The following is a 22626-nucleotide window of genomic DNA, read 5'->3' on the forward strand; positions in this document are numbered from 1 at the left end:
GCGTTTCCGTTTACCCAGAGAGAAGCGGCGAGAGCCAGTACAGCATCGCCATCCATACGACAAATCCCACCGTCAGCAGCGCGCCAGCACCCTGACCAATCTGCCTTTTTCGCCGCCAGCAGAGCAGGGCGAAGATTACGCTGACTAATACCATCACCCCGTAATCGCGGCTGAACGCGAGCGGATTAAACGCGCCAGGGGCAATCAGAGCGGGCAGGCCAAGCACAATGGCAATATTAAAAATATTCGAGCCAATAATGTTGCCGATCGCCATGTCGTCTTCACCTTTACGCGCCCCGGCGATAGCCGTTGCGAGCTCAGGCAAGCTGGTGCCAATGGCAATCACCGTCAGGCCGATGGTTAATTCGCTTATGGCGAAGTAGTTGGCCAGAACCGTGGCGTTATCGACAATCATCTTCGTCGCCATGGGCATAATGATTAACGCCACGCCCAGCCAGAGCAGCGCGACGGGTAAGTTCCCCTCACGCGGCAGCTCTGCCACCTGCTCACGGGTTAACGTGTCACTGCCTTGCTTTTCTGCCGCCCGGGCAAGCTTTACAATGTAAAACAGCCAGATGACTGCCAGCGCCAGCAGGAAAATGCCATCGCTGAGGGTTAACTGTCCGTCATATAACACGTAACCAGCCAGCAGACTGACAATTAACATTAGCGGCAATTCTCGCCGCAGAACATCAGAATGCACGCGAAATGGATGCAGGAGCGCAGCAAGGCCCAGAATGAGTAAAATATTGACGATATTGGATCCAATCGCCGTTCCCACCGCAAGATCAATCTGATCGTGCATTGAGGCGGCAGCAGAGACGATGATCTCCGGCAGAGAGGTGCCAACGCTGACCACCGTCATCCCAATAATCAGGGGGGGAACACCCAATAAGCGACAGAGGATTGATGCGGAGAACACCAGACGGTCGGCACTGTAGACCACCAAAAGTAAACCAATTATTAACAGTGCCGTTGCAAGAAGCATCAAAAGTCCTTTCTTCAGGTATACTCGCCGGTCCACCGAGAAAAAATCTCTGCCGCTGCATACTGTCTTTAGACGTAACGAACCTTAATTTTGACTTTATGCGCTGTAAAAGTAAAACAAATGCCAGCTTTCGCTTACCGGCAGAGGTAATATTCTGTAAAAATGTTGGGTTTGCGGCGAAATCAGGCATCAAGCCGATCCTGAACCGGCAACAGAAAGGAAATGCACATGAGCCTGAATGAGGCGAATTTAGTCGATGTCCGTGGCGTCAGCTTCACGCGCAGCAGCCGGGTCATTTTTGATAACATCTCTCTCACCGTGCCACGCGGTAAAATTACCGCCATTATGGGCCCTTCCGGCATTGGTAAAACGACGCTATTACGCCTGATTGGCGGCCAGATCCCGCCAGACCAGGGTGAGATCCTCTTTGATGGCGAAAATATCCCGGCGATGTCACGCTCGCGCCTGTATACCGTGCGTAAGCGCATGAGCATGCTGTTTCAGTCAGGCGCGCTATTTACTGACATGAACGTCTTCGATAATGTCGCCTACCCGCTGCGTGAGCATACGCATCTGCCGCCGGCGCTGCTGAAAAGCACCGTGATGATGAAGCTTGAGGCCGTGGGTCTGAGGGGCGCGGCGAAGCTGATGCCTTCTGAACTCTCTGGTGGGATGGCCCGTCGTGCGGCCCTGGCGCGCGCGATCGCGCTGGAACCCGATTTGATCATGTTCGATGAGCCTTTTGTCGGGCAGGATCCCATCACTATGGGCGTGCTGGTCAAATTGATCTCTGAGCTGAACAGCGCGCTGGGTGTTACCTGTATTGTGGTCACTCACGACGTACCCGAAGTGCTGAGCATTGCCGACTACGCCTATATCGTGGCGGATAAAAAAATTGTGGCGCACGGCAGCGCCCAATCATTACAGAACAACAGCGATGCGCGAGTCCGTCAGTTCCTCGACGGGATTGCGGATGGCCCTGTGCCGTTCCGTTATCCAGCGGGTGATTATCATAAAGATTTATTGGGAATAGGGAGTTAAGCCACTCATGCTGTTAAATGCGTTGGCCGCTCTCGGACACCGTGGCATAAAAACCATCAGGACGTTCGGGCGTGCCGGGTTGATGTTATTCAATGCGCTGGTCGGGAAACCGGAATTCCGCAAACATGCCCCTTTGCTGGTACGCCAGCTGTATAATGTCGGCGTACTGTCGATGCTCATTATCATTGTTTCCGGGGTCTTTATCGGGATGGTGCTGGGGCTGCAGGGATATCTGGTCCTCACTACCTATAGCGCAGAAACCAGCCTCGGGATGCTGGTGGCGCTCTCGCTGCTGCGCGAGCTGGGGCCGGTGGTCGCAGCGCTGCTGTTCGCAGGGCGTGCCGGTTCGGCACTGACCGCGGAAATTGGCCTGATGCGTGCCACTGAGCAGCTCTCCAGTATGGAAATGATGGCCGTGGATCCGCTGCGTCGGGTGATCTCCCCGCGCTTTTGGGCCGGTATGATCTCTCTGCCGCTGTTGACTATCCTTTTTGTCGCGGTCGGCATCTGGGGCGGCTCGATGGTTGGCGTGCAGTGGAAAGGGATCGATGCCGGTTTCTTCTGGTCAGCGATGCAGAGTGCCGTTGACTGGCGTCTGGATCTGGTTAACTGCCTGATTAAAAGCGCAGTATTTGCCGTAACGATCACCTGGATTGCGCTGTTCAATGGTTACGATGCAATCCCGACGTCTGCCGGTATCAGCCGGGCAACCACACGCACCGTTGTTCATTCGTCGCTGGCCATACTGGCTCTGGATTTTGTGCTCACCGCACTGATGTTTGGGAAATGAGTTCATGCAAACGAAAAAAGTAGAAATTTGGGTTGGCGTATTTGTCTTGCTGGCACTGCTGGCAGCACTATTTTTAAGCTTTAAGGTGGCGGACGTGACCACCATCCGCACCGAGCCGACATATCGCGTTTACGCCACGTTCGATAATATCGGTGGCCTGAAAAGCCGTTCTCCGGTTCGTATTGGCGGGGTGGTGGTGGGGCGCGTTGCCGATATCACCCTTGATGAGAAAACCTACCTGCCGCGCGTCGCGCTGGATATTGAAGAGCGCTACAACCATATTCCGGATACCAGCTCCCTTTCTATTCGCACATCTGGCCTGTTAGGTGAACAATATCTGGCCCTGAACATCGGTTTTGAAGATCCCGAGCTGGGAACGACTATCCTGAAAGACGGTGGTGTGATTCAGGATACGAAATCAGCTATGGTGCTGGAAGATATGATTGGTCAGTTCCTTTACAACAGTAACAGTAAAGGAGGTGACGAGAATCAAGCTGCTCAGACACCTGCGCAGAGTGACATTACGCCGCCTGTTGGCACGACGAATTCATCTCAGGAGAAGTAATTCATGATTAAACGACTGTTAATGGTTGCCATGCTGATAATTGCCCCTTTGACTGCAGCTAACGCAGCCGATCAGAGCAATCCTTATCAACAGATGAATGAGGCAGCAAAGAAAACCTTCGATCGCCTTAAAAATGAGCAGCCGAAGATCCGCTCCAATCCTGATTATCTGCGTGATGTGGTTGATCAGGAGCTGCTGCCGTATGTACAGGTGAAATATGCCGGCGCTCTGGTGCTGGGCCGTTACTACAAAGACGCTACGCCCGCGCAGCGCGAAGCCTATTTTGCTGCGTTCCGTGAATACCTGAAGCAGGCCTACGGTCAGGCACTCGCGATGTACCACGGTCAGACGTATCAGATTGCACCGGAGCAGCCGCTGGGTTCCGCGACCATCCTGCCGATCCGCGTGACTATCGTCGATCCGAATGGCCGTCCGCCAGTGCGTCTGGATTTCCAGTGGCGTAAAAACAGCCAGACCGGTAACTGGCAGGCTTACGACATGATTGCGGAAGGTGTCAGCATGATTACCACCAAGCAGAACGAATGGAGCGATCTGCTGCGCACTAAAGGCATCGATGGACTGACCGCGCAGCTGAACAGCATTTCGCGTCAGAAAATTACCCTGGAAGGGACCAATTAATTATGTCGCAGTTGAGCTGGACCCGTGAGGGTGAGACGTTATTACTCTCAGGCGAGCTGGATCAGGATTATCTGAATCCTCTGTGGGATGCGCAGGACGAGGCCATGAAAGGCGTTTCCTGTATCGACCTGAGCGGTATCTCTCGCGTTGATACGGCGGGTGTGGCGCTTCTGGTTCACCTGGTCTCAACGGGCAAGCGGCAGGGCGTAGAGGTGTCGCTTGCGGGCGTCAGCGACAATGTCGTCACGCTGGCCCAGCTCTATAATCTGCCGGAAGACGTATTGCCTCGCTAATTTTTTCAGTACGTTACTATCAAAAGCCCTGACAGTTTCATCGTCGGGGCTTTTTGCTTGTTTAAGACCGCGTCACTTTGCTCTAAGATGTTGGGCTTGTTTTCACTACCAGATGATATAGAACCCATGGAAAATCATGAAATCCAGACAGTGCTGATGAACGCACTCGCCCTTCAGGAAGCCCACGTCTCCGGCGACGGCAGCCACTTTCAGGTTATTGCTGTGGGTGAGATTTTTGACGGCATGAGCCGCGTGAAGAAGCAGCAGGCTGTCTATGCGCCGCTGATGGAATATATCGCGGACAATCGTATCCATGCCCTGTCGATCAAAGCGTTCACCCCAACTGAATGGGCACGCGATCGCAAACTAAACGGTTTTTGAGCTGAGGGTGGTTTGCCCGCAGCACGGTTGAATTTATACAGAGAGTAAATCATGGACAAATTTCGTGTTCAGGGGCCTACGCGTCTCCAGGGCGAAGTCACAATTTCCGGCGCCAAAAACGCCGCGCTGCCGATCCTGTTCGCGGCACTGCTTGCAGAAGAGCCGGTAGAGATCCAGAACGTACCGAAGCTGAAAGATATTGATACCACAATGAAGCTGCTCGGCCAGCTGGGTACCAAGGTTGAGCGTAACGGCTCCGTTTGGATCGATGCCAGCAATGTGAATAACTTCTCCGCACCTTACGATCTGGTGAAAACCATGCGTGCCTCTATCTGGGCGCTCGGTCCGCTGGTAGCCCGTTTTGGTCAGGGTCAGGTCTCTCTGCCGGGCGGCTGTGCTATTGGCGCGCGTCCGGTCGATCTGCATATTTTCGGCCTCGAGAAGCTGGGTGCGGAAATCAAGCTGGAAGAGGGCTACGTCAAGGCATCGGTTAATGGCCGTCTGAAAGGCGCGCACATCGTAATGGATAAGGTGAGCGTTGGCGCAACCGTCACCATCATGTCTGCGGCAACGCTGGCTGAAGGCACCACCATCATCGAGAACGCCGCGCGCGAGCCGGAGATCGTGGATACCGCGAACTTCCTGAATGCGCTGGGGGCGAAGATCACCGGTCAGGGCACAGACCGTATCACCATCGAGGGCGTGGCTCGCCTGGGCGGGGGTGTTTATCGCGTCCTGCCTGACCGTATCGAAACCGGTACTTTCCTGGTCGCTGCGGCGATCTCCGGCGGCAAGATTGTCTGCCGCAACGCGCAGCCTGATACGCTCGATGCGGTACTGGCTAAACTGCGCGAAGCTGGCGCTGACGTTGAAACCGGCGAAGACTGGATCAGCCTGGATATGCACGGTAAGCGTCCGAAGGCGGTCAATGTGCGTACTTCACCACATCCGGCATTCCCGACCGATATGCAGGCGCAGTTCACCCTGCTGAATCTGGTGGCAGAGGGTACAGGCGTGATCACCGAAACGATCTTTGAAAACCGCTTTATGCACGTACCGGAACTGATCCGTATGGGCGCGCATGCTGAGATCGAAAGCAACACCGTGATTTGTCATGGCGTTGAAAAACTGTCCGGTGCCCAGGTGATGGCAACGGATCTGCGTGCTTCTGCGAGCCTGGTGCTGGCGGGTTGTATTGCGGAAGGTACTACGCTGGTGGATCGTATTTATCACATCGATCGCGGCTATGAACGCATTGAAGATAAACTGCGCGCCCTGGGTGCAAATATTGAGCGTGTGAAAGGCGAGTAATCATCCCGGCAGCCCCCTGCCATATCGACCGGGGGGTTGCTGTTCCCGTTCAAATGAGCGTCATTCCTGGCGCTCTTTTTCTTGTCTTTTCTGGCGCATCATGCGCGTTCTGTCGACAAATTCGTGGGTAATCGGGTCGTGGTAGCGTGATGGCCAGATGATCCAGGGGTCGGTGCCTAATGCTGTTGCAATGATCAGTTCTCCCTTCGGCCAGGGGCGCGTCAGCGCATTTGCCAGGGTGGAGGAACTCAGTCCATTACGGCGGGATTCTGCAGCCAGTGAGGTTCCTTTTTTACGCAGCGCGGCGATGATATCGGCCGAGTGCCAGTCGGTAAATTTCTTATCCATTCAGCTATCCCTCTGTTCGGGTACATGTACGTCATTTCCTCTTAAATGACGAGGTTACTATACCTTCTTCGAACATCGGTTCTAAAAAGTTCGCATTACAGGAAGCAATATTCGGATTTTGCCAGGGCTTTAATCATGCGGCCTGTAAGCGAATTATTTAACAATTAGATGGAAAGAAACAGGAACTTATTAGAACTCTCTTTTCACGTAAAAGAGAGTTCACAGGGGGTTATCGATCGCGCTGAACGGCAATGTGCGCGAGCCCGATCAGAGCATCTCGCCATGGGCTGTCAGGGATGACCTGAAGTGCGGCAATGGCTTTATCGGCTTCTTCCTCGGCACGCTGGCGTGTCCATTCCAGAGAGCCGCAGGTTGCCATTGCTTCCAGTACTGGTTCCAGAAGGTGTCGGCCATTTCCCTGCTCAATGGCTTCGCGGATAAGCTTTGCCTGTTCCGGGGTACCATGGCGCATGGCATGCAGCAGCGGAAGCGTCGGTTTACCTTCGTTCAGGTCATCGCCGACGTTCTTACCGAGCGTTTCGCCATCGGCGCTGTAATCGAGTAAATCGTCAATCAGCTGGAAGGCGGTGCCAAGGTAGCGTCCGTAATCCTGCAGCCCACGTTCCTGCGCATCAGTACAACCAGCAAGGATGCCGGAGCACTGCGCAGCAGCCTCAAAAAGACGCGCGGTTTTGCTGTAGATCACCCGCATGTAATTTTCTTCGGTGATGTCCGGATCGTTGACGTTCATCAGCTGCAGAACTTCGCCTTCCGCGATGACGTTGACCGCTTTGGACATCACTTCCAGAATTTTCAACGATCCCAGGCTGGTCATCATCTGGAAGGCGCGCGTATAGATGAAATCGCCTACCAGCACGCTGGCAGCATTGCCGAACGCGGCATTAGCGGTGGCTTTGCCACGACGCATATCTGACTCATCGACGACGTCATCGTGCAGCAGCGTGGCGGTATGAATAAATTCAATCAGCGCCGCGATCGTTACGTGCGCATTCTCCTGATAGCCGACCGCACGGGCGGCCAGTACAGCGATCATTGGACGGATGCGTTTTCCTCCACCGCTGACGATGTAGTAACCCAACTGATTGATTAGTTGAACGTCAGAATCGAGCTGTTCCAGGATCGCTGCATTCACACCCGCCATATCTTGCGCGGTTAACTCATTGATTTTTTCTAAATTCATCGCAAAAGCCGGGCTTATAGTCCTGTTTTCCACATATCAAATGGGCTAACGAAGGGTTCGGTTTATCAATAGTAGCGCTGATTGTACTGAAAAAACGCGGCAGATAAACGTTACCGTACATGTTGTGTTTTTTTTCTTCATGTATTGACTGTAGCACTTGTCAAAGGCTCGCGTTTTGCGTAATATTCGCGCCCTATTGTGAATATTTATAGCGCACTCTGAATCACACGAGGATGTGCGCGGAAGCGGAGTTTATATGTACGCGGTTTTCCAAAGTGGTGGTAAACAACACCGAGTAAGCGAAGGTCAGACCGTTCGCCTGGAAAAGCTGGACATCGCAACTGGCGAATCTATTGAATTCGCTGAAGTTCTGATGATCGCAAACGGTGAAGAAGTCAAAATCGGCGTTCCTTTCGTTGATGGCGGCGTTATCAAAGCTGAAGTTGTTGCTCACGGTCGTGGCGAGAAAGTTAAAATCGTTAAGTTTCGTCGTCGTAAACACTACCGTAAGCAGCAGGGCCACCGTCAGTGGTTCACTGATGTGAAAATTACTGGCATCAGCGCCTAAGACCTGAGGAGAGATTTAAATGGCACATAAAAAGGCTGGCGGCTCCACACGTAACGGTCGCGATTCAGAAGCTAAACGCCTTGGCGTTAAGCGTTTCGGTGGCGAAACCGTTCTGGCGGGTAGCATCATCGTTCGTCAGCGTGGCACCAAATTCCACGCTGGTAACAACGTAGGTTGCGGTCGTGACCACACTCTGTTTGCTAAAGCAGACGGTAAAGTGAAATTTGAAGTTAAAGGCCCGAACAACCGTAAATACATCAGCATTGTTGCTGAGTAAGGTTTTCTCGGTCCGGTAACGGATTAAAGCCCCGCAACCTGTTGCGGGGCTTTTTACATTGGAAACCCGGTAATTTTTTCTGTAGGGAAAACGGGCATGAAGCAGCAGGCCGGCATTGGTATTCTTTTGGCGCTCACGACCGCGATGTGCTGGGGTGCGTTGCCAATTGCAATGAAGCAGGTACTGGAAGTGATGGAGCCGCCAACGGTGGTGTTCTACCGCTTTCTGATGGCCGGTATTGGGTTGGGGATTATCCTTGCGATAAAAGGTAAACTTCCCCCACTGCGCATCTTTCGCAAACCGCGCTGGCTGGTATTGCTTGCGATTGCGACGGGGGGCTTGTTCGGCAACTTCATCCTGTTCAGTTCTTCCCTGCAATACCTCAGTCCCACGGCCTCGCAGGTTATTGGTCAGCTCTCACCGGTCGGCATGATGGTTGCCAGTGTCTTTATCCTTAAAGAAAAGATGCGCGGCACGCAGATTATCGGGGCACTGATGCTTCTCTGCGGCCTGGTGTTGTTCTTCAATACCAGCCTGATAGAGATTTTTACCCGCCTGACGGATTACACCTGGGGTGTGATTTTCGGCGTGAGCGCGGCGGCGGTGTGGGTGAGTTATGGCGTCGCGCAAAAGGTGTTATTGCGCCGTCTGGCGTCACAGCAGATCCTGTTTTTGCTGTACACTTTATGTACAATTGCTCTGTTGCCGCTGGCGAAACCGGGTGTCATTACTCAGTTAAGCGACTGGCAGCTGGCGTGTCTGATCTTTTGTGGTCTTAACACGTTAGTGGGCTATGGTGCCCTGGCAGAAGCGATGGCGCGCTGGCAGGCAGCGCAGGTGAGCGCGCTGATTACGCTGACACCGCTGTTTACACTGTTATTTTCAGATTTATTATCAATGGCCTGGCCCGATTTCTTCGTCAAACCGATGCTAAACCTGTTGGCTTATATCGGTGCGTTTGTCGTGGTTGCGGGCGCGATGTATTCCGCCATTGGTCATCGTCTTTGGGGACGTTGGCGCAAAAGTGAAGCGGTTGTAGTGTCCCCCGCTCAGGCGAATGATTTACGGAGAGTAAAATGAAGTTTGTTGATGAAGCAACGATCCTGGTCGTGGCAGGTGATGGCGGTAATGGTTGCGTTAGCTTCCGCCGCGAAAAATATATCCCAAGAGGCGGCCCAGACGGCGGTGATGGCGGTGATGGCGGTGACGTATGGCTTGAAGCTGATGAGAACCTCAACACCCTGATCGACTACCGTTTTGAAAAATCTTTCCGTGCTGAGCGTGGCCAGAACGGCCAGAGCCGTGACTGTACCGGTAAACGTGGGAAAGACGTTACGATCAAAGTGCCTGTCGGGACGCGTGTTATCGATCAGGGTACGGGCGAAACCATGGGTGATATGACCAAACACGGTCAGCGCCTGATGGTCGCAAAAGGCGGCTGGCATGGCCTGGGCAATACCCGTTTCAAATCCTCCGTTAACCGTACTCCTCGTCAGAAAACGATGGGCACGCCGGGTGATAAGCGCGATCTGCAGCTGGAGCTGATGCTGCTGGCAGACGTGGGTATGCTGGGGATGCCGAACGCCGGTAAATCCACCTTCATCCGCGCCGTCTCTGCAGCCAAACCAAAAGTGGCTGACTATCCGTTTACGACCCTGGTACCAAGCCTCGGCGTGGTGCGTATGGATAACGAGAAGAGCTTCGTGGTGGCCGACATCCCGGGCCTGATCGAAGGCGCTGCCGAAGGGGCCGGTTTAGGTATTCGCTTCCTGAAACACCTTGAGCGCTGCCGCGTACTTCTACACCTCATCGACATCGATCCGATCGACGGTTCCGATCCGGTGGAAAACGCCCGTATTATTATTGGCGAGCTGGAAAAATACAGCGATAAACTGGCTGCGAAGCCGCGCTGGCTGGTCTTCAACAAGATTGATTTGATGGATAAAGCGGAAGCCGAAGCGAAGGCGAAAGCCATTGCTGAAGCGATGGGCTGGGAAGATAAGTACTATCTTATCTCTGCCGCCAGCCAGATGGGCGTGAAAGAGCTGTGCTGGGACGTGATGACCTTTATCATCGAGAACCCGATCGCCCAGGCAGAAGAAGCGAAACAGCCTGAAAAAGTCGAATTCATGTGGGATGACTACCACCGTCAGCAGCTCGAAGAGCAGGCTGAAGAAGAAGACGACGAAGACTGGGATGACGACTGGGATGAAGATGACGAAGAAGGCGTCGAATTCATCTATAAGCGTTAAGACCATCATCAGCCCCCTTATCAAGGGGGCTTTTTTTAGTTCAGTTTTTCCGGCAGCCAGCAGGCGACCATCAACCCGCCTTCGGGGCGGTTTTCCAGCGTCAGTTTGCCGCGATGCAACTGCACAATACGCTGTACAATGCTCAACCCAAGACCGCTACCGCCATAGCGTTGATCGATACGGCGAAACGGCTCGGTAATCGACTGGCGATGGGCTTCCTCAATGCCTGGCCCCCGATCGCAGACGCTTACCCGCGTACCGCCATTGATCTCCTGCATCTCAACTTCAACAGTGGTTCCTACCGGGCTATAACGGACCGCGTTTTCCAGCAGATTACGCAGCATCAGCCGAAGCAGGACGGCATCACCCTGTACGCTCTGCGGACCCGCCTGCGGCCAGATCAGGGTATGGCTTTTCGCCTCATTCTCCAGCGCCAGCGGCGCAAATATGGCTTCGCTCCAGTTCACCGTATCGTAGTGACCACTGGCCATGGCCTGGCCCGCACGCGCCAGCATCAGAAGTTGTTCCACGGTATGCATCAGCTGATCGATTCGGGCAATCAGCGTTGTCGCCTGAGGCGAGCCTGACTGCGCCATCAGCTCCAGATGCAGACGGATGCCCGCCAGCGGCGTGCGCAGTTCGTGCGCGGCGTCGGCGGTGAACAGACGCTCCTGCTGAATGGTTTGGTCCAGCCGGGCAAGGAGTTGATTGAGCGAGGTGGTGACGGCGCCAATCTCCTCCATATCGGAGTACATCGGCAGCGGGGAGAGATTATCAGCAGAGCGGTTTGCCAGGCTGGAGCGTAGCTGATTAAGCGGACGGGTAATCCAGCTAACGGCCCAGAAGGAGAACAGCAGCGTAAACCCTACCATCACCAGTGAAGGGACCAGCAACGAGGCAATTGCCTCCCGGATCTCTTTTTCTACATGCTGGTTGCGCGTTTTTGCCGAAAGCGTCTCGTTTACCAGAAAACCGATCTGCTCCCGGCTCTCATGCCAGAGCCAGATGACGCTGATCAGTTGGAAGAAAAGCAGGATCACGGCCAACAGCACCATCAGACGACGGCGCATGCTGTTCATTTTTGACTCTCAAGGCGATATCCCACGCCGCGCACCGTTTTGATCCGATCTTTACCCAGTTTACGCCGCAGATTATGGATATGGACCTCCAGGGTGTTGGAGCCAGGATCGTCCTGCCAGGAGTAGATGTCCTGCTGTAAAGTCTCACGATGGACGGTCTGTCCGGTGCGCATGATCAGCCTTGTTAACAAGGCGAACTCTTTAGGGGTGACTTCGACCGGCTGGGAGTGCTGCAACACCTGCTGGGTTTGCAGATTCAGCGTGAGATCGCCATCGCAGAGCAGGTTGTCACTGTGTCCCTGATAGCGTCGTATCAACGCTCTGGCGCGCGCCTGAAGTTCCGCCAGCGCAAAAGGCTTGACCAGATAGTCATCGGCGCCGGAATCCAGGCCGTTAATCCGGTCTTCCAGCGCGTCGCGTGCGGTCAGGATCAACACGGGGTTATCGACCCCACGGCGGCGCCACTGACTCAGCAGAGTGGCACCGTCTTTATCCGGCAGGCCCAAATCAAGAATAACCAGGCTATATTCACCGCTCTGGATAAGGGCATCAGCCTCGGCGGCGGTACCCGCGCAATCAAGCGTATAACCCTCAGCTGAGAGCGCCAGAGCCAGCCCTTCCTGCAGTAGCAGATCGTCTTCAACAATGAGTAATTTCATCGCTAGTTATTCTGATAGATATCCTTGTAAAGCCGGCTTTCGAAGCGTACCAGCGGAATACGGCGGTTACGTTGGTCAGCAGGTTCAACCGCGTAGCCAGAAAGATATTGCACAAATGCCATTCGCTGCCCGCTGGCGGTGGTGATAAACCCGGCAAGGTTATAAACGCCCTGCAGGGAGCCCGTTTTGGCGGAAACTTTGCCATCGACGCCCGCAGCGTGCAGGCCGGCACGGTACTGCAAGGAGCCGTCATAACCGGCGAGCGGCAGCATTGAGATGAAGTTTAGTTCAGTGTCGTGCTGAGCAATGTACTGAAGGACCTGCATCATGGTGGCAGGGGAGATCAGGTTATGACGCGAAAGGCCTGAGCCATCGACCGCGATAGTATTACCCAGATCGATATTGGCCTGCTGACGGAGGATCTGGCGGACCGCATCTGAACCGGCACGCCAGGTGCCCGGAACGCCAAAGCGAGCGTGACCAATCATGCGGAACACGGTGTCGGCGATCATGTTGTCCGATTTTTTCAGCATGATTTTCAGCAGGTCGTGCAGCGGCGCCGATTGCTTGCTGGCAATCACGGTGCCCGGCTCGTTGCTCTGCGTCTGGCGCAACAGCGTGCCGCTGTAAGTAATGTTGGCCTGCTTGAGCTCATTTTTCAGGATCGCCCCGGCATAGCTTGCGCCATCCTGAATGGCGAAGGCCAGAGGCAGCGGATCGGCGCGTTGCGTCAGACAGCCGGTCAGGGTAAAGCGGTTCAGATCGCCCGGAACCACATCCAGTTCGCAGTACTGCGCTTCCGGAGAGCCTTTAGCCAGGGTACGCACCTGGCTAAACATATTGACCGGATAGTAAGACGCCACCCGAATAAAGGCTAAATCGTTCGGTTTTGGTGCGCTGTATAACGAAATGGAGAAACAGTTGCGATCGACGATCGCTGCCGCTGGCGGGGCGCTAAAGCATTGGGTCATGTCATTCCACGGCCAGCCGGGGGCTTTATCGTGGCTGGCGAAAATGGACGTATCAATAAGCACGTTGCCTTCAATGCGCTGAACGCCAGACTTCTTTAGCACGGCGACCATGTTGCGGATATCCTGACGCTTGAACGTTGGATCGCCGCCGAAGCGGGCAATAAGATCGCCTTTAAGGACGCCGTTCTCGACGTTGCCTTTGCTTTCAAGCGTGGTCGTAAAACGAAAATCAGGACCCAGCTGTAGCAGGGCTGCCAGCGCCGTGATCACCTTTTGGGTACTGGCGGGCAGCGCCATCTGCTGACTGTGATAGTCAATCTCAGGCGCCTGTGCCCCCACCTTTTGCACGACCAGGGCAAGATTGGCGCCATCGGGCAGTTGGTTAATATACTCGTCGACGTTCGCTGCCTGGACAGTGAACGCAATAGTGGTGGTCAATCCGATGATAAATCTGGAAAATCGCATAATCTCGCGCTAACAACCCGGAAACAAACCGTCATACTACGGCCCAACGCCCTGTAAAGTAAACGATGACCCATACTGAACTTCGCGGTAAAATACGTATCAAATTGAAAAATTGCTGCTGACCTGGAACTTTGCTTCCGGGTCAGTTTTCTTTTGCTTCTGACCTGTGCCAGGCTGTGATGCCTGCGGGGCCAGTAGTCGGGTCGGTCAACCGTACCTAACAGGAATGTCAAAGAGGTATAACAAATGCAAGCTATTCCGATGACCTTACGTGGAGCTGAAAAACTGCGTGAAGAGCTGGATTTTCTGAAATCTGTGCGCCGCCCTGAAATCATTGCCGCGATTGCGGAAGCGCGTGAGCATGGCGATCTGAAAGAGAATGCTGAGTATCACGCCGCGCGTGAGCAGCAGGGTTTCTGCGAAGGGCGTATTAAAGATATCGAAGCCAAACTGTCGAACGCGCAGGTGATTGATATCACAAAAATGCCAAATAACGGGCGCGTCATCTTTGGTTCAACCGTCACCGTCATCAATCTCGATACCGACGAAGAGGTTTCTTACCGCATCGTCGGTGATGACGAGGCTGACTTTAAGCAAAATCTGATCTCGGTAAACTCGCCAATCGCGCGCGGTCTGGTGGGCAAAGAGCAGGACGATGTGGTCACCATCCGTACGCCAGGCGGCGAAGTGGAATTCGAAATTATCAAGGTTGATTACCTGTAATTCGCATCTCCGGGCAGATGTTGATACATTGTAAAGATAGGAAAAAGGCCGCATAGCGGCCTTTTATCAACTCAAGGAGCATGGCATTTTGCTCACCTGCTAAAGAAAAACCCCTCGTTTTACACAGTAAATGTGTTCAATTCAGGATAATCTTAGCGTGGCAGCGAGATTTTACGCTCTTTAGATGGGCGGTAGAGCACCAGCGTTTTACCGATGACCTGTACATTACAGGCGCCGGTCTCGCGCACGATAGCTTCCACAATCAAGGTCTTGGTGTCTCTGTCTTCAGAGGCGATTTTCACCTTGATTAATTCGTGGTGCTCCAGCGCTTGTTCAATCTCGGCCAGTACCCCTTCGGTCAAACCATTGTTGCCAAGCATAACTACAGGCTTGAGCGGATGTGCCAGACCTTTAAGGTGCTGTTTTTGTTTAGTACTCAGATTCATCGTATATTTTTGCTTACGTTGGGATTGAAAACGGTTCATTCTACCGCCATCTCCCTGATATCGCCAAATTGCTAAGTGGAAATTTACACCACAGGCTACGATGAACCAGGACGGAAAGTTAAATGACAGGTAAAAAGCGTTCTGCTAGCTCGAGCCGTTGGCTCCAGGAACACTTTAGCGATAAATATGTTCAACAGGCACAGAAAAAGGGGTTACGTTCCCGTGCCTGGTTTAAACTTGATGAAATACAGCAAAGTGACAAACTCTTTAAGCCGGGGATGACGGTTGTCGACCTCGGTGCAGCGCCCGGTGGATGGTCGCAATATGCGGTCACCCAAATCGGCGGAACGGGTCGAATTATCGCCTGCGATCTTTTACCTATGGATCCCATCGTTGGTGTGGACTTCCTTCAGGGCGATTTTCGTGATGAATTAGTACTGAAAGCGTTACTTGAACGGGTAGGTGACAGTAAAGTTCAGGTTGTCATGTCCGATATGGCGCCAAATATGTGCGGAACACCGGCGGTGGATATCCCTCGCTCCATGTATCTGGTAGAACTGGCGTTAGAAATGTGTCGTGATGTATTAGCGCCGGGTGGTAGTTTTTTAGTGAAGGTGTTCCAGGGCGAAGGTTTCGAGGAGTATCTAAAGGAAATTCGCTCCCTGTTTACGAAGGTCAAAGTTCGTAAGCCGGACTCTTCGCGTGCGCGTTCACGTGAAGTGTATATTGTAGCGACCGGGCGAAAATGATAGCCGGTGAATTTCAGGCGAAAGTTTGAAATAAATCGGATACAGAGTATCCTGACGCTGTTTTTAACACAGTTGTAATAAGAGGTTAATCCCTTGAGTGACATGGCGAAAAACCTAATACTCTGGCTGGTCATTGCCGTTGTGCTGATGTCAGTATTCCAGAGCTTTGGGCCCAGCGAGTCTAATGGCCGCAAGGTGGACTACTCTACCTTCCTGCAAGAGGTCAACCAGGATCAGGTTCGCGAAGCGCGTATCAACGGACGTGAGATCAACGTTACCAAGAAAGATAGTAACCGTTACACGACTTACATTCCGGTGAACGATCCTAAGCTGCTTGATAACCTGCTGACTAAAAACGTCAAGGTTGTCGGCGAGCCGCCGGAAGAACCAAGCCTGCTGGCTTCTATCTTCATTTCCTGGTTCCCGATGCTGCTGCTTATCGGCGTCTGGATCTTCTTTATGCGTCAGATGCAGGGCGGCGGTGGCAAAGGTGCCATGTCGTTCGGCAAGAGCAAGGCGCGTATGTTGACGGAAGACCAGATCAAAACCACTTTTGCTGACGTTGCGGGCTGCGACGAAGCAAAAGAAGAGGTGGGTGAACTGGTTGAATACCTGCGTGAGCCGAGCCGTTTCCAGAAACTGGGCGGTAAGATCCCGAAAGGCGTTCTGATGGTAGGTCCTCCTGGTACCGGTAAAACCCTGCTGGCGAAAGCCATTGCGGGCGAAGCGAAGGTACCATTCTTTACCATTTCAGGTTCTGACTTCGTTGAAATGTTCGTCGGTGTTGGTGCATCCCGTGTGCGTGACATGTTCGAACAGGCCAAGAAAGCAGCACCGTGCATCATCTTCATCGATGAAATCGACGCCGTAGGCCGCCAGCGTGGCGCGGGCCTGGGTGGTGGTCACGATGAACGTGAACAGACGCTGAACCAGATGCTGGTTGAAATGGATGGCTTCGAAGGTAACGAAGGGATCATCGTTATCGCCGCAACTAACCGTCCGGACGTTCTTGACCCTGCGCTGCTGCGTCCAGGCCGTTTCGACCGTCAGGTTGTGGTTGGTCTGCCAGACGTTCGTGGTCGTGAGCAGATCCTGAAAGTCCATATGCGTCGCGTACCGCTGTCTCCGGACATCGATGCGGCAATCATTGCGCGTGGTACGCCGGGCTTCTCCGGTGCCGATCTGGCTAACCTGGTGAACGAAGCTGCACTGTTTGCTGCCCGCGGCAACAAGCGTGTGGTCTCGATGGTCGAGTTCGAGAAAGCGAAAGACAAAATCATGATGGGTGCGGAACGTCGCTCCATGGTGATGACGGAAGCGCAGAAAGAGTCCACGGCTTATCACGAAGCAGGTCATGCGATTATTGGTCGCCTGGTACCGGAACACGATCCGGTGCATAAAGTGACGATTATTCCACGTGGTCGTGCGCTTGGCGTCACGTTCTTCCTGCCGGAAGGCGACGCAATCAGCGCCAGCCGCCAGAAACTGGAAAGCCAGATTTCAACCCTTTACGGTGGTCGTCTGGCAGAAGAGATTATCTACGGTGTTGAACATGTTTCGACCGGTGCGTCTAACGACATTAAAGTCGCGACAAACCTGGCCCGTAACATGGTGACCCAGTGGGGCTTCTCCGACAAACTTGGTCCGCTGCTGTATGCGGAAGAAGAAGGCGAAGTGTTCCTCGGCCGCAGCGTGGCGAAAGCAAAACATATGTCCGATGAAACTGCACGTATCATCGACCAGGAAGTCAAAGCGCTGATCGAACGTAACTACGGTCGCGCCCGTCAGATCCTGAATGACAATATGGATATCCTGCACGCCATGAAAGATGCGCTCATGAAATATGAAACCATCGATGCGCCGCAGATCGACGACCTGATGGCTCGCCGTGATGTTCGTCCGCCAGCGGGCTGGGAAGATCCAGGCGCCTCCAACAACTCTGACAACAACGGTACGCCACGTGCGCCGCGTCCGGTCGATGAACCGCGTACGCCGAACCCGGGCAACACTATGTCAGAACAGTTGGGCGACAAATAAGCCACCGCTGTAAATGATGTTCTCTTAACCTGAAACCCTGGGGCTTGCCCCGGGGTTTTTCTTGTCTGCTTAACCAAAAAATCAGGACTTGCTATGAAACTCTTCGCCCAGGATTCTTATCTCGATCTTTCTCATCCTCATGTGATGGGGATCCTGAACGTCACGCCAGACTCTTTTTCCGATGGCGGCACGCATAACACGCTTATTGACGCGGTCAGGCATGCGAATCTGATGATCAACGCTGGGGCGACGATCGTAGACGTAGGCGGAGAGTCAACGCGACCCGGTGCGGCGGAAGTCAGCGTGGACGAAGAGTTGTCGCGTGTTATTCCTGTGGTCGAGGCCATTGCTCAGCGTTTCGAAGTCTGGATCTCGGTGGATACTTCAAAACCTGAAGTGATTCGTGAATCGGCGAGAGTAGGGGCTCACATCATTAATGACATACGCTCCCTCAGCGAGCCGGGCGCGCTTGAAGCGGCTGCCGAAACGGGCTTGCCGGTATGCCTTATGCACATGCAGGGGCAGCCGAAAACCATGCAGGATGCGCCGAAATACCAGGACGTGTTTGCGGACGTGAATCGCTATTTTGAAGAGCATATTGCGCGCTGCGAACGTGCCGGTATCGCAAAAGAGAAATTGCTACTCGACCCGGGCTTCGGTTTCGGTAAAAATCTCTCTCATAACTATGAACTTCTTGCGCGCTTATCTGAATTTCACCATTTTGGCCTGCCGCTGCTGGTCGGAATGTCGAGGAAATCCATGGTAGGGCAACTGCTTAATGTTGGGCCATCAGAACGTCTGAGTGGCAGTCTGGCCTGTGCGGTAATTGCGGCGATGCAGGGAGCACATATAATTCGCGTCCATGACGTAAAAGAAACAGCAGAAGCCATGCGAGTGGTGGAAGCCACACTGGCAGCTAAGGAAAACTCCCGCTATGAGTAATCGTAAATTTTTTGGTACCGACGGCATTCGTGGACGCGTGGGCGATGCGCCAATCACTCCTGAATTTGTGCTGAAGCTAGGCTGGGCGGCTGGCAAAGTGCTGGCAAGCCACGGCTCACGCAAAATCATTATCGGTAAAGATACCCGTATTTCCGGCTACATGCTTGAATCAGCGCTGGAAGCAGGCCTGTCTGCCGCAGGGCTTTCTGCCTCTTTCACGGGACCTATGCCAACCCCAGCTGTAGCCTATCTGACCCGAGCTTTCCGTGCCGAAGCGGGCATTGTTATCTCTGCGTCACATAACCCGTTCTACGATAACGGCATCAAATTCTTCTCCATTGACGGTACGAAGTTGCCGGATGAGGTTGAAGAAGCTATTGAAGCGGAAATGGAAAAAGAGCTGACCTGCGTTGACTCCGCTGAGCTGGGTAAAGCCAGCCGTATCGTCGATGCCGCGGGTCGCTACATTGAATTCTGTAAAGGCACATTCCCCAACGAGCTGAGCCTGGGCCATCTGAAAATCGTGGTCGATTGTGCGAACGGTGCAACTTATCATATTGCCCCTAACGTGTTCCGTGAACTGGGCGCGCAGGTGGTGGCGATTGGCTGCGAGCCTAACGGGCTGAACATCAATGCTGAAGTGGGCGCGACGGATGTCCGCGCTCTGCAGGCGCGCGTGCTGGCAGAAAAAGCCGATCTGGGCATCGCCTACGACGGTGACGGCGACCGCGTCATCATGGTCGATCACGAAGGCAATAAAGTCGACGGCGACCAGATCCTCTACATCATCGCCCGTGAAGGCCTGCGTCAGGGGCAGCTGCGCGGCGGTGCCGTCGGTACGCTGATGAGCAATATGGGCCTGGAGCTGGCGCTCAAACAGCTTGGTATTCCGTTTGTACGTGCGAAGGTCGGCGACCGTTACGTGCTGGAGAAATTGCAGGAGAAAGGCTGGCGTATCGGTGCCGAAAACTCTGGCCATGTGATCCTGCTCGACAAAACCACTACCGGTGATGGGATTGTGGCAAGCCTGCAGGTTGTGGCGGCGATGGTGCGTAACCATATGTCTCTGCACGATCTGTGCAGCGGGATGAAGATGTTCCCGCAGATTCTGGTAAACGTGCGCTTTACGGCAGGTAAGGGCGATCCGCTGGAAAACGAGAACGTGAAAGCGGTGATGGCTGAAGTGGAAGCGGCGCTGGGCTCCCGTGGCCGCGTCCTGCTGCGTAAGTCGGGTACTGAACCGCTGATCCGCGTGATGGTTGAAGGGGAAGACGAAGCGCAGGTTACCGAGTTTGCTCATCGCATCGCCGATGCGGTAAAAGCGGCGTAAAGCTCGTTAAGTGGTTAAAAAGGCGGCTTTTGCCGCCTTTGTTTTGTACGGGTGAGGCGGTTTTGCTGTTTTTTTCCGCACTTGATACAATGAGCTGAAATTGCCCTTGCGAAGGTCATTCGCTTTGGTTAGTATTCACACCCGCTTCAGTGGGAAAGCAAAATTCCTGCTTATTGGTTGAAGCATTGGTATGCGGCAAATCCGCAAGGAACAGGTTGATTATGTACGAAGCTCTTTTGGTAGTTTTCCTTATTGTAGCCATCGCTCTGGTAGCGCTGATCATGCTGCAGCAAGGTAAAGGCGCTGATATGGGGGCCTCCTTTGGAGCAGGCGCTTCTGGTACGCTGTTCGGTTCAAGTGGTTCTGGTAACTTCATGACCCGCGCAACGGCGATTCTGGCAACGCTGTTTTTCATTATCAGTCTGGCGCTTGGCAATATCAATAGCAATAAAATCAACAAAGGAAGCGAGTGGGATAACCTGAGTGCGCCAGCGAAATCTGAGCAGACTCAGCCAGCTGCACCGGCTAAGCCGACCAGCGATATCCCGCAGTAATAGCAGTATCTGTGCTGAGGTGGTGGAATTGGTAGACACGCTACCTTGAGGTGGTAGTGCCCTAACGGGCTTGTGGGTTCGAGTCCCATCCTCAGTACCAATATTCCGAAAGAAAGACGTCGAAAGACGTCTTTTTTTCGTCTGTACTTTTATTTTTCGTAGACCCGGCAAGTATTGCGCCGCCGGACAAAAAGAGGGCGGGAGCGCTGCGCTTGCCCGCCCTGCGCGTCACGAAATTTGGCAATAAAAAAGGCGCCCTCAGGCGCCTTTTTTATGTCTTGTTCGCGACTACTGCTTATCGCTGTTTTCCAGATTCTCAACCTGCGGCAGACCGTTACCGGTTGAGACGGAGAGCAGGCCGTTCTCGGTATAGGTGAACAGCTTGGCGCGCGTATCGGTAATATCCAGGTTACGCATCGTCAACTGGCCAATACGGTCGTCAGGCGAGAAGACGGAATCGCCTTTCTCCATGGTCAGACGCTCTGGCTGGTAGGTCAGGTTGTCAGACACGGTATTCAGAATCGAGTAATCATTGCCGCGACGCAGTTCCAGAGTGACTTCGCCGGTAATCGCGCTCGCCACCCAACGCTGCAGGGCATCACGCAGCATCAGCGCCTGCGGATCGAACCAGCGGCCCTGGTACAGCAGTTTACCTAACTGACGACCATGAGAGTGATACTGCTCGATGGTGTCTTCGTTATGAATACCGGTCAGCAGACGCTCATAAGCGATATGCAGCAGCGCCATCCCCGGGGCTTCGTAGATGCCACGGCTCTTCGCTTCAATGATACGGTTTTCGATCTGATCGCTCATGCCCAGACCGTGACGGCCGCCGATGCGGTTAGCTTCCAGCATCAGTTCCACGTCGTCAGAGAAGGTCTGACCGTTCAGGGCTACCGGATGACCACGCTCGAAACGCACGGTCACTTCTTCTGCCGGGATTTTGACGTTTTCGTCCCAGAACTTCACACCCATGATCGGGTTGACGATTTTCACGCTGGAGTTCAGGAACTCGAGGTCTTTTGCTTCGTGCGTGGCACCCAGCATGTTGGAGTCAGTGGAGTAGGCTTTTTCGACGGACATTTTGTAGTCGAAGCCGCAGGCGATCATAAATTCAGACATTTCATGACGACCGCCCAGCTCATCGATAAAATCGGTATCCAGCCACGGCTTGTAGATCTGCAGTTCGGCGTTGGTCAGCAGGCCGTAACGGTAGAAACGCTCAATGTCGTTGCCTTTATAGGTGCTGCCATCGCCCCAGATGTTTACGCCATCTTCTTTCATGGCGGCAACCAGCATGGTGCCGGTAACAGCACGGCCCAGCGGGGTGGTGTTGAAATAGGTCAGGCCGCCGGTAGTGTTATGGAAAGCGCCGCACTGAATGGCAGCGATACCTTCGGCAACCAGCTGCTTGCGGCAGTCAATCAGGCGTGCGTTCTCTGCACCGTACTCCATGGCACGACGAGGGATCGCGTCATAATCGTCCTCATCCGGCTGACCCAGGTTCGCAGTATATGCATACGGAACCGCTCCCTTCTGGCGCATCCACAGCAGTGCAGCGCTGGTATCCAGGCCGCCTGAAAAAGCGATGCCAATACGTTGTCCTTGCGGAAGATGCTTGAGAATCGTCGTCATAAAATAAAACCCTGCTTGATTGACTGATGAGTGATCGCTTCACCCTAAAATGCATTTTTATGCAGAATAAGTGAGTTTTCATTTAATCATCTTTTGGCAAGTACCGAAAGAGATTCGTGGATTTTTTGTAAAAATTTCCCGCCTGAATCGCTGCACTTGGCAGGGTTGACAGAGGGCCTACGCTATCAATATACTGTATGCCGATTTTACGTCCCGTCCTCGGTACCAAATCCCAGCATTATTTGCATTTTTTACCCACAGCGAGTAGAATTTGCCACGTTTCAGGCGCGGGGTGGAGCAGCCTGGTAGCTCGTCGGGCTCATAACCCGAAGGTCGTCGGTTCAAATCCGGCCCCCGCAACCACTTTCCTATAAAGTCCTTT

25 protein-coding genes and 2 tRNA genes are annotated in these 22626 nt (G+C 53.7%); 19 read left to right on the forward strand and 8 right to left on the reverse strand.

Translation table 11 applies throughout. The features are described from left to right. Positions 1 to 10 precede the first annotated feature (10 nt). Complete coding sequence (locus MXM41_RS17710) at positions 11 to 988, reverse strand: calcium/sodium antiporter (protein WP_325933407.1); 978 nt, start codon at positions 986 to 988, stop codon at positions 11 to 13. 228 nt (positions 989 to 1216) lie between these two features. Here MXM41_RS17710 and mlaF point away from each other — a divergent pair, with 228 nt between their 5' ends. The 7 genes from mlaF to murA all read left to right on the forward strand — a co-directional run bounded on the left by mlaF (position 1217) and on the right by murA (position 6008). Continuing rightward, complete coding sequence (gene mlaF, locus MXM41_RS17715) at positions 1217 to 2029, forward strand: phospholipid ABC transporter ATP-binding protein MlaF (protein WP_325933408.1); 813 nt, start codon at positions 1217 to 1219, stop codon at positions 2027 to 2029. Between the two features lie 7 nt (positions 2030 to 2036). Beyond that, positions 2037 to 2819 carry a lipid asymmetry maintenance ABC transporter permease subunit MlaE gene (gene mlaE / locus MXM41_RS17720; RefSeq protein WP_032614466.1) on the forward strand — a complete coding sequence of 261 codons (783 nt, stop codon included), beginning with the start codon at positions 2037 to 2039 and terminating at the stop codon, positions 2817 to 2819. 4 nt (positions 2820 to 2823) lie between these two features. Next, complete coding sequence (gene mlaD / locus MXM41_RS17725; RefSeq protein WP_139563703.1) at positions 2824 to 3384, forward strand: outer membrane lipid asymmetry maintenance protein MlaD; 561 nt, start codon at positions 2824 to 2826, stop codon at positions 3382 to 3384. 3 nt (positions 3385 to 3387) lie between these two features. After that, the gene (gene mlaC / locus MXM41_RS17730; protein WP_325933409.1) at positions 3388 to 4023 is read left to right on the forward strand and encodes a phospholipid-binding protein MlaC; all 636 of its coding nucleotides are present in this window, start codon (positions 3388 to 3390) and stop codon (positions 4021 to 4023) included. Beyond that, positions 4023 to 4316, forward strand: a complete 294-nt coding sequence (mlaB, locus tag MXM41_RS17735; RefSeq protein ID WP_325933643.1) for a lipid asymmetry maintenance protein MlaB — start codon at positions 4023 to 4025, stop codon at positions 4314 to 4316. The genes mlaC and mlaB overlap by 1 nt, the downstream gene beginning before the upstream one ends. Before the next feature lie 126 nt (positions 4317 to 4442). After that, entirely contained in the window at positions 4443 to 4697 is a 255-nt protein-coding gene (gene ibaG / locus MXM41_RS17740) for a BolA family iron metabolism protein IbaG (RefSeq protein WP_032614457.1), read from the forward strand. 51 nt (positions 4698 to 4748) lie between these two features. After that, positions 4749 to 6008 (forward strand): UDP-N-acetylglucosamine 1-carboxyvinyltransferase, encoded by a 1260-nt coding sequence (murA, locus tag MXM41_RS17745; protein WP_325933410.1) that lies wholly within the window; start codon positions 4749 to 4751, stop codon positions 6006 to 6008. 60 nt (positions 6009 to 6068) lie between these two features. Here the strand turns inward: murA and sfsB are convergent, their stop codons facing one another. Beyond that, the gene (sfsB, locus tag MXM41_RS17750; protein ID WP_325933411.1) at positions 6069 to 6356 is read right to left on the reverse strand and encodes a DNA-binding transcriptional regulator SfsB; all 288 of its coding nucleotides are present in this window, start codon (positions 6354 to 6356) and stop codon (positions 6069 to 6071) included. 229 nt (positions 6357 to 6585) lie between these two features. Next, positions 6586 to 7557, reverse strand: a complete 972-nt coding sequence (gene ispB / locus MXM41_RS17755; RefSeq protein ID WP_325933412.1) for an octaprenyl diphosphate synthase — start codon at positions 7555 to 7557, stop codon at positions 6586 to 6588. A 256-nt stretch (positions 7558 to 7813) separates the two neighbouring features. Here ispB and rplU point away from each other — a divergent pair, with 256 nt between their 5' ends. The 4 genes from rplU to cgtA all read left to right on the forward strand — a co-directional run bounded on the left by rplU (position 7814) and on the right by cgtA (position 10654). Next, positions 7814 to 8125 carry a 50S ribosomal protein L21 gene (rplU, locus tag MXM41_RS17760; protein WP_042325074.1) on the forward strand — a complete coding sequence of 104 codons (312 nt, stop codon included), beginning with the start codon at positions 7814 to 7816 and terminating at the stop codon, positions 8123 to 8125. 19 nt (positions 8126 to 8144) lie between these two features. Next, positions 8145 to 8402, forward strand: coding sequence for a 50S ribosomal protein L27 (gene rpmA, locus MXM41_RS17765; protein WP_007673187.1), 258 nt, complete (start codon positions 8145 to 8147; stop codon positions 8400 to 8402). 96 nt (positions 8403 to 8498) lie between these two features. Beyond that, entirely contained in the window at positions 8499 to 9482 is a 984-nt protein-coding gene (locus MXM41_RS17770) for a DMT family transporter (protein ID WP_325933413.1), read from the forward strand. Next, complete coding sequence (gene cgtA, locus MXM41_RS17775) at positions 9479 to 10654, forward strand: Obg family GTPase CgtA (RefSeq protein WP_325933414.1); 1176 nt, start codon at positions 9479 to 9481, stop codon at positions 10652 to 10654. Before MXM41_RS17770 ends, cgtA begins: the two co-directional genes overlap by 4 nt. Positions 10655 to 10689: 35 nt before the next feature. On the opposite strand, the gene pmrB is transcribed toward cgtA, so the two are convergent. The 3 genes from pmrB to dacB are packed head-to-tail and all read right to left on the reverse strand — an operon-like array spanning position 10690 to position 13828. Then, a complete protein-coding gene (gene pmrB / locus MXM41_RS17780) occupies positions 10690 to 11733 on the reverse strand; it encodes a two-component system sensor histidine kinase PmrB (protein WP_325933415.1) in 1044 nt (347 codons plus the stop codon). Next, entirely contained in the window at positions 11730 to 12392 is a 663-nt protein-coding gene (pmrA, locus tag MXM41_RS17785; RefSeq protein ID WP_325933416.1) for a two-component system response regulator PmrA, read from the reverse strand. Before pmrA ends, pmrB begins: the two co-directional genes overlap by 4 nt. 2 nt (positions 12393 to 12394) lie before the next feature. After that, positions 12395 to 13828, reverse strand: coding sequence for a serine-type D-Ala-D-Ala carboxypeptidase (dacB, locus tag MXM41_RS17790; RefSeq protein WP_325933417.1), 1434 nt, complete (start codon positions 13826 to 13828; stop codon positions 12395 to 12397). A 246-nt stretch (positions 13829 to 14074) separates the two neighbouring features. Here dacB and greA point away from each other — a divergent pair, with 246 nt between their 5' ends. Next, positions 14075 to 14551 carry a transcription elongation factor GreA gene (gene greA / locus MXM41_RS17795; protein WP_325933418.1) on the forward strand — a complete coding sequence of 159 codons (477 nt, stop codon included), beginning with the start codon at positions 14075 to 14077 and terminating at the stop codon, positions 14549 to 14551. A 152-nt stretch (positions 14552 to 14703) separates the two neighbouring features. Here the strand turns inward: greA and yhbY are convergent, their stop codons facing one another. Continuing rightward, positions 14704 to 14997, reverse strand: a complete 294-nt coding sequence (gene yhbY, locus MXM41_RS17800) for a ribosome assembly RNA-binding protein YhbY (protein ID WP_032614629.1) — start codon at positions 14995 to 14997, stop codon at positions 14704 to 14706. 122 nt (positions 14998 to 15119) lie between these two features. Here yhbY and rlmE point away from each other — a divergent pair, with 122 nt between their 5' ends. The 6 genes from rlmE (at position 15120) to MXM41_RS17830 (ending at position 20709) form a co-directional block, all read left to right on the forward strand. After that, the gene (rlmE, locus tag MXM41_RS17805) at positions 15120 to 15746 is read left to right on the forward strand and encodes a 23S rRNA (uridine(2552)-2'-O)-methyltransferase RlmE (RefSeq protein ID WP_103177173.1); all 627 of its coding nucleotides are present in this window, start codon (positions 15120 to 15122) and stop codon (positions 15744 to 15746) included. A gap of 102 nt (positions 15747 to 15848) precedes the next feature. After that, entirely contained in the window at positions 15849 to 17783 is a 1935-nt protein-coding gene (gene ftsH / locus MXM41_RS17810) for an ATP-dependent zinc metalloprotease FtsH (RefSeq protein WP_039031647.1), read from the forward strand. A 93-nt stretch (positions 17784 to 17876) separates the two neighbouring features. Then, positions 17877 to 18725 (forward strand): dihydropteroate synthase, encoded by an 849-nt coding sequence (gene folP, locus MXM41_RS17815; protein ID WP_325933419.1) that lies wholly within the window; start codon positions 17877 to 17879, stop codon positions 18723 to 18725. Next, on the forward strand, positions 18718 to 20055 hold the full coding sequence (gene glmM, locus MXM41_RS17820) for a phosphoglucosamine mutase (RefSeq protein WP_325933420.1): 1338 nt from the start codon (positions 18718 to 18720) through the stop codon (positions 20053 to 20055). Before folP ends, glmM begins: the two co-directional genes overlap by 8 nt. A 221-nt stretch (positions 20056 to 20276) precedes the next feature. After that, positions 20277 to 20609: a preprotein translocase subunit SecG gene (secG, locus tag MXM41_RS17825; RefSeq protein WP_039031650.1), complete on the forward strand. Its 333-nt coding sequence runs from the start codon at positions 20277 to 20279 to the stop codon at positions 20607 to 20609. A gap of 13 nt (positions 20610 to 20622) precedes the next feature. Next, positions 20623 to 20709: transfer RNA gene (locus MXM41_RS17830), tRNA-Leu, on the forward strand. A 188-nt stretch (positions 20710 to 20897) separates the two neighbouring features. On the opposite strand, the gene argG is transcribed toward MXM41_RS17830, so the two are convergent. Further along, a complete protein-coding gene (gene argG / locus MXM41_RS17835; protein WP_325933421.1) occupies positions 20898 to 22244 on the reverse strand; it encodes an argininosuccinate synthase in 1347 nt (448 codons plus the stop codon). Between the two features lie 286 nt (positions 22245 to 22530). Between argG and MXM41_RS17840 the strand changes: the two genes are divergently transcribed. Continuing rightward, positions 22531 to 22607, forward strand: a tRNA-Met gene (locus tag MXM41_RS17840). Positions 22608 to 22626 lie beyond the last annotated feature (19 nt).

This window comes from Leclercia adecarboxylata (genome assembly GCF_035787115.1).
In the GTDB taxonomy this organism is placed as follows: domain Bacteria; phylum Pseudomonadota; class Gammaproteobacteria; order Enterobacterales; family Enterobacteriaceae; genus Enterobacter; species Enterobacter adecarboxylatus_E.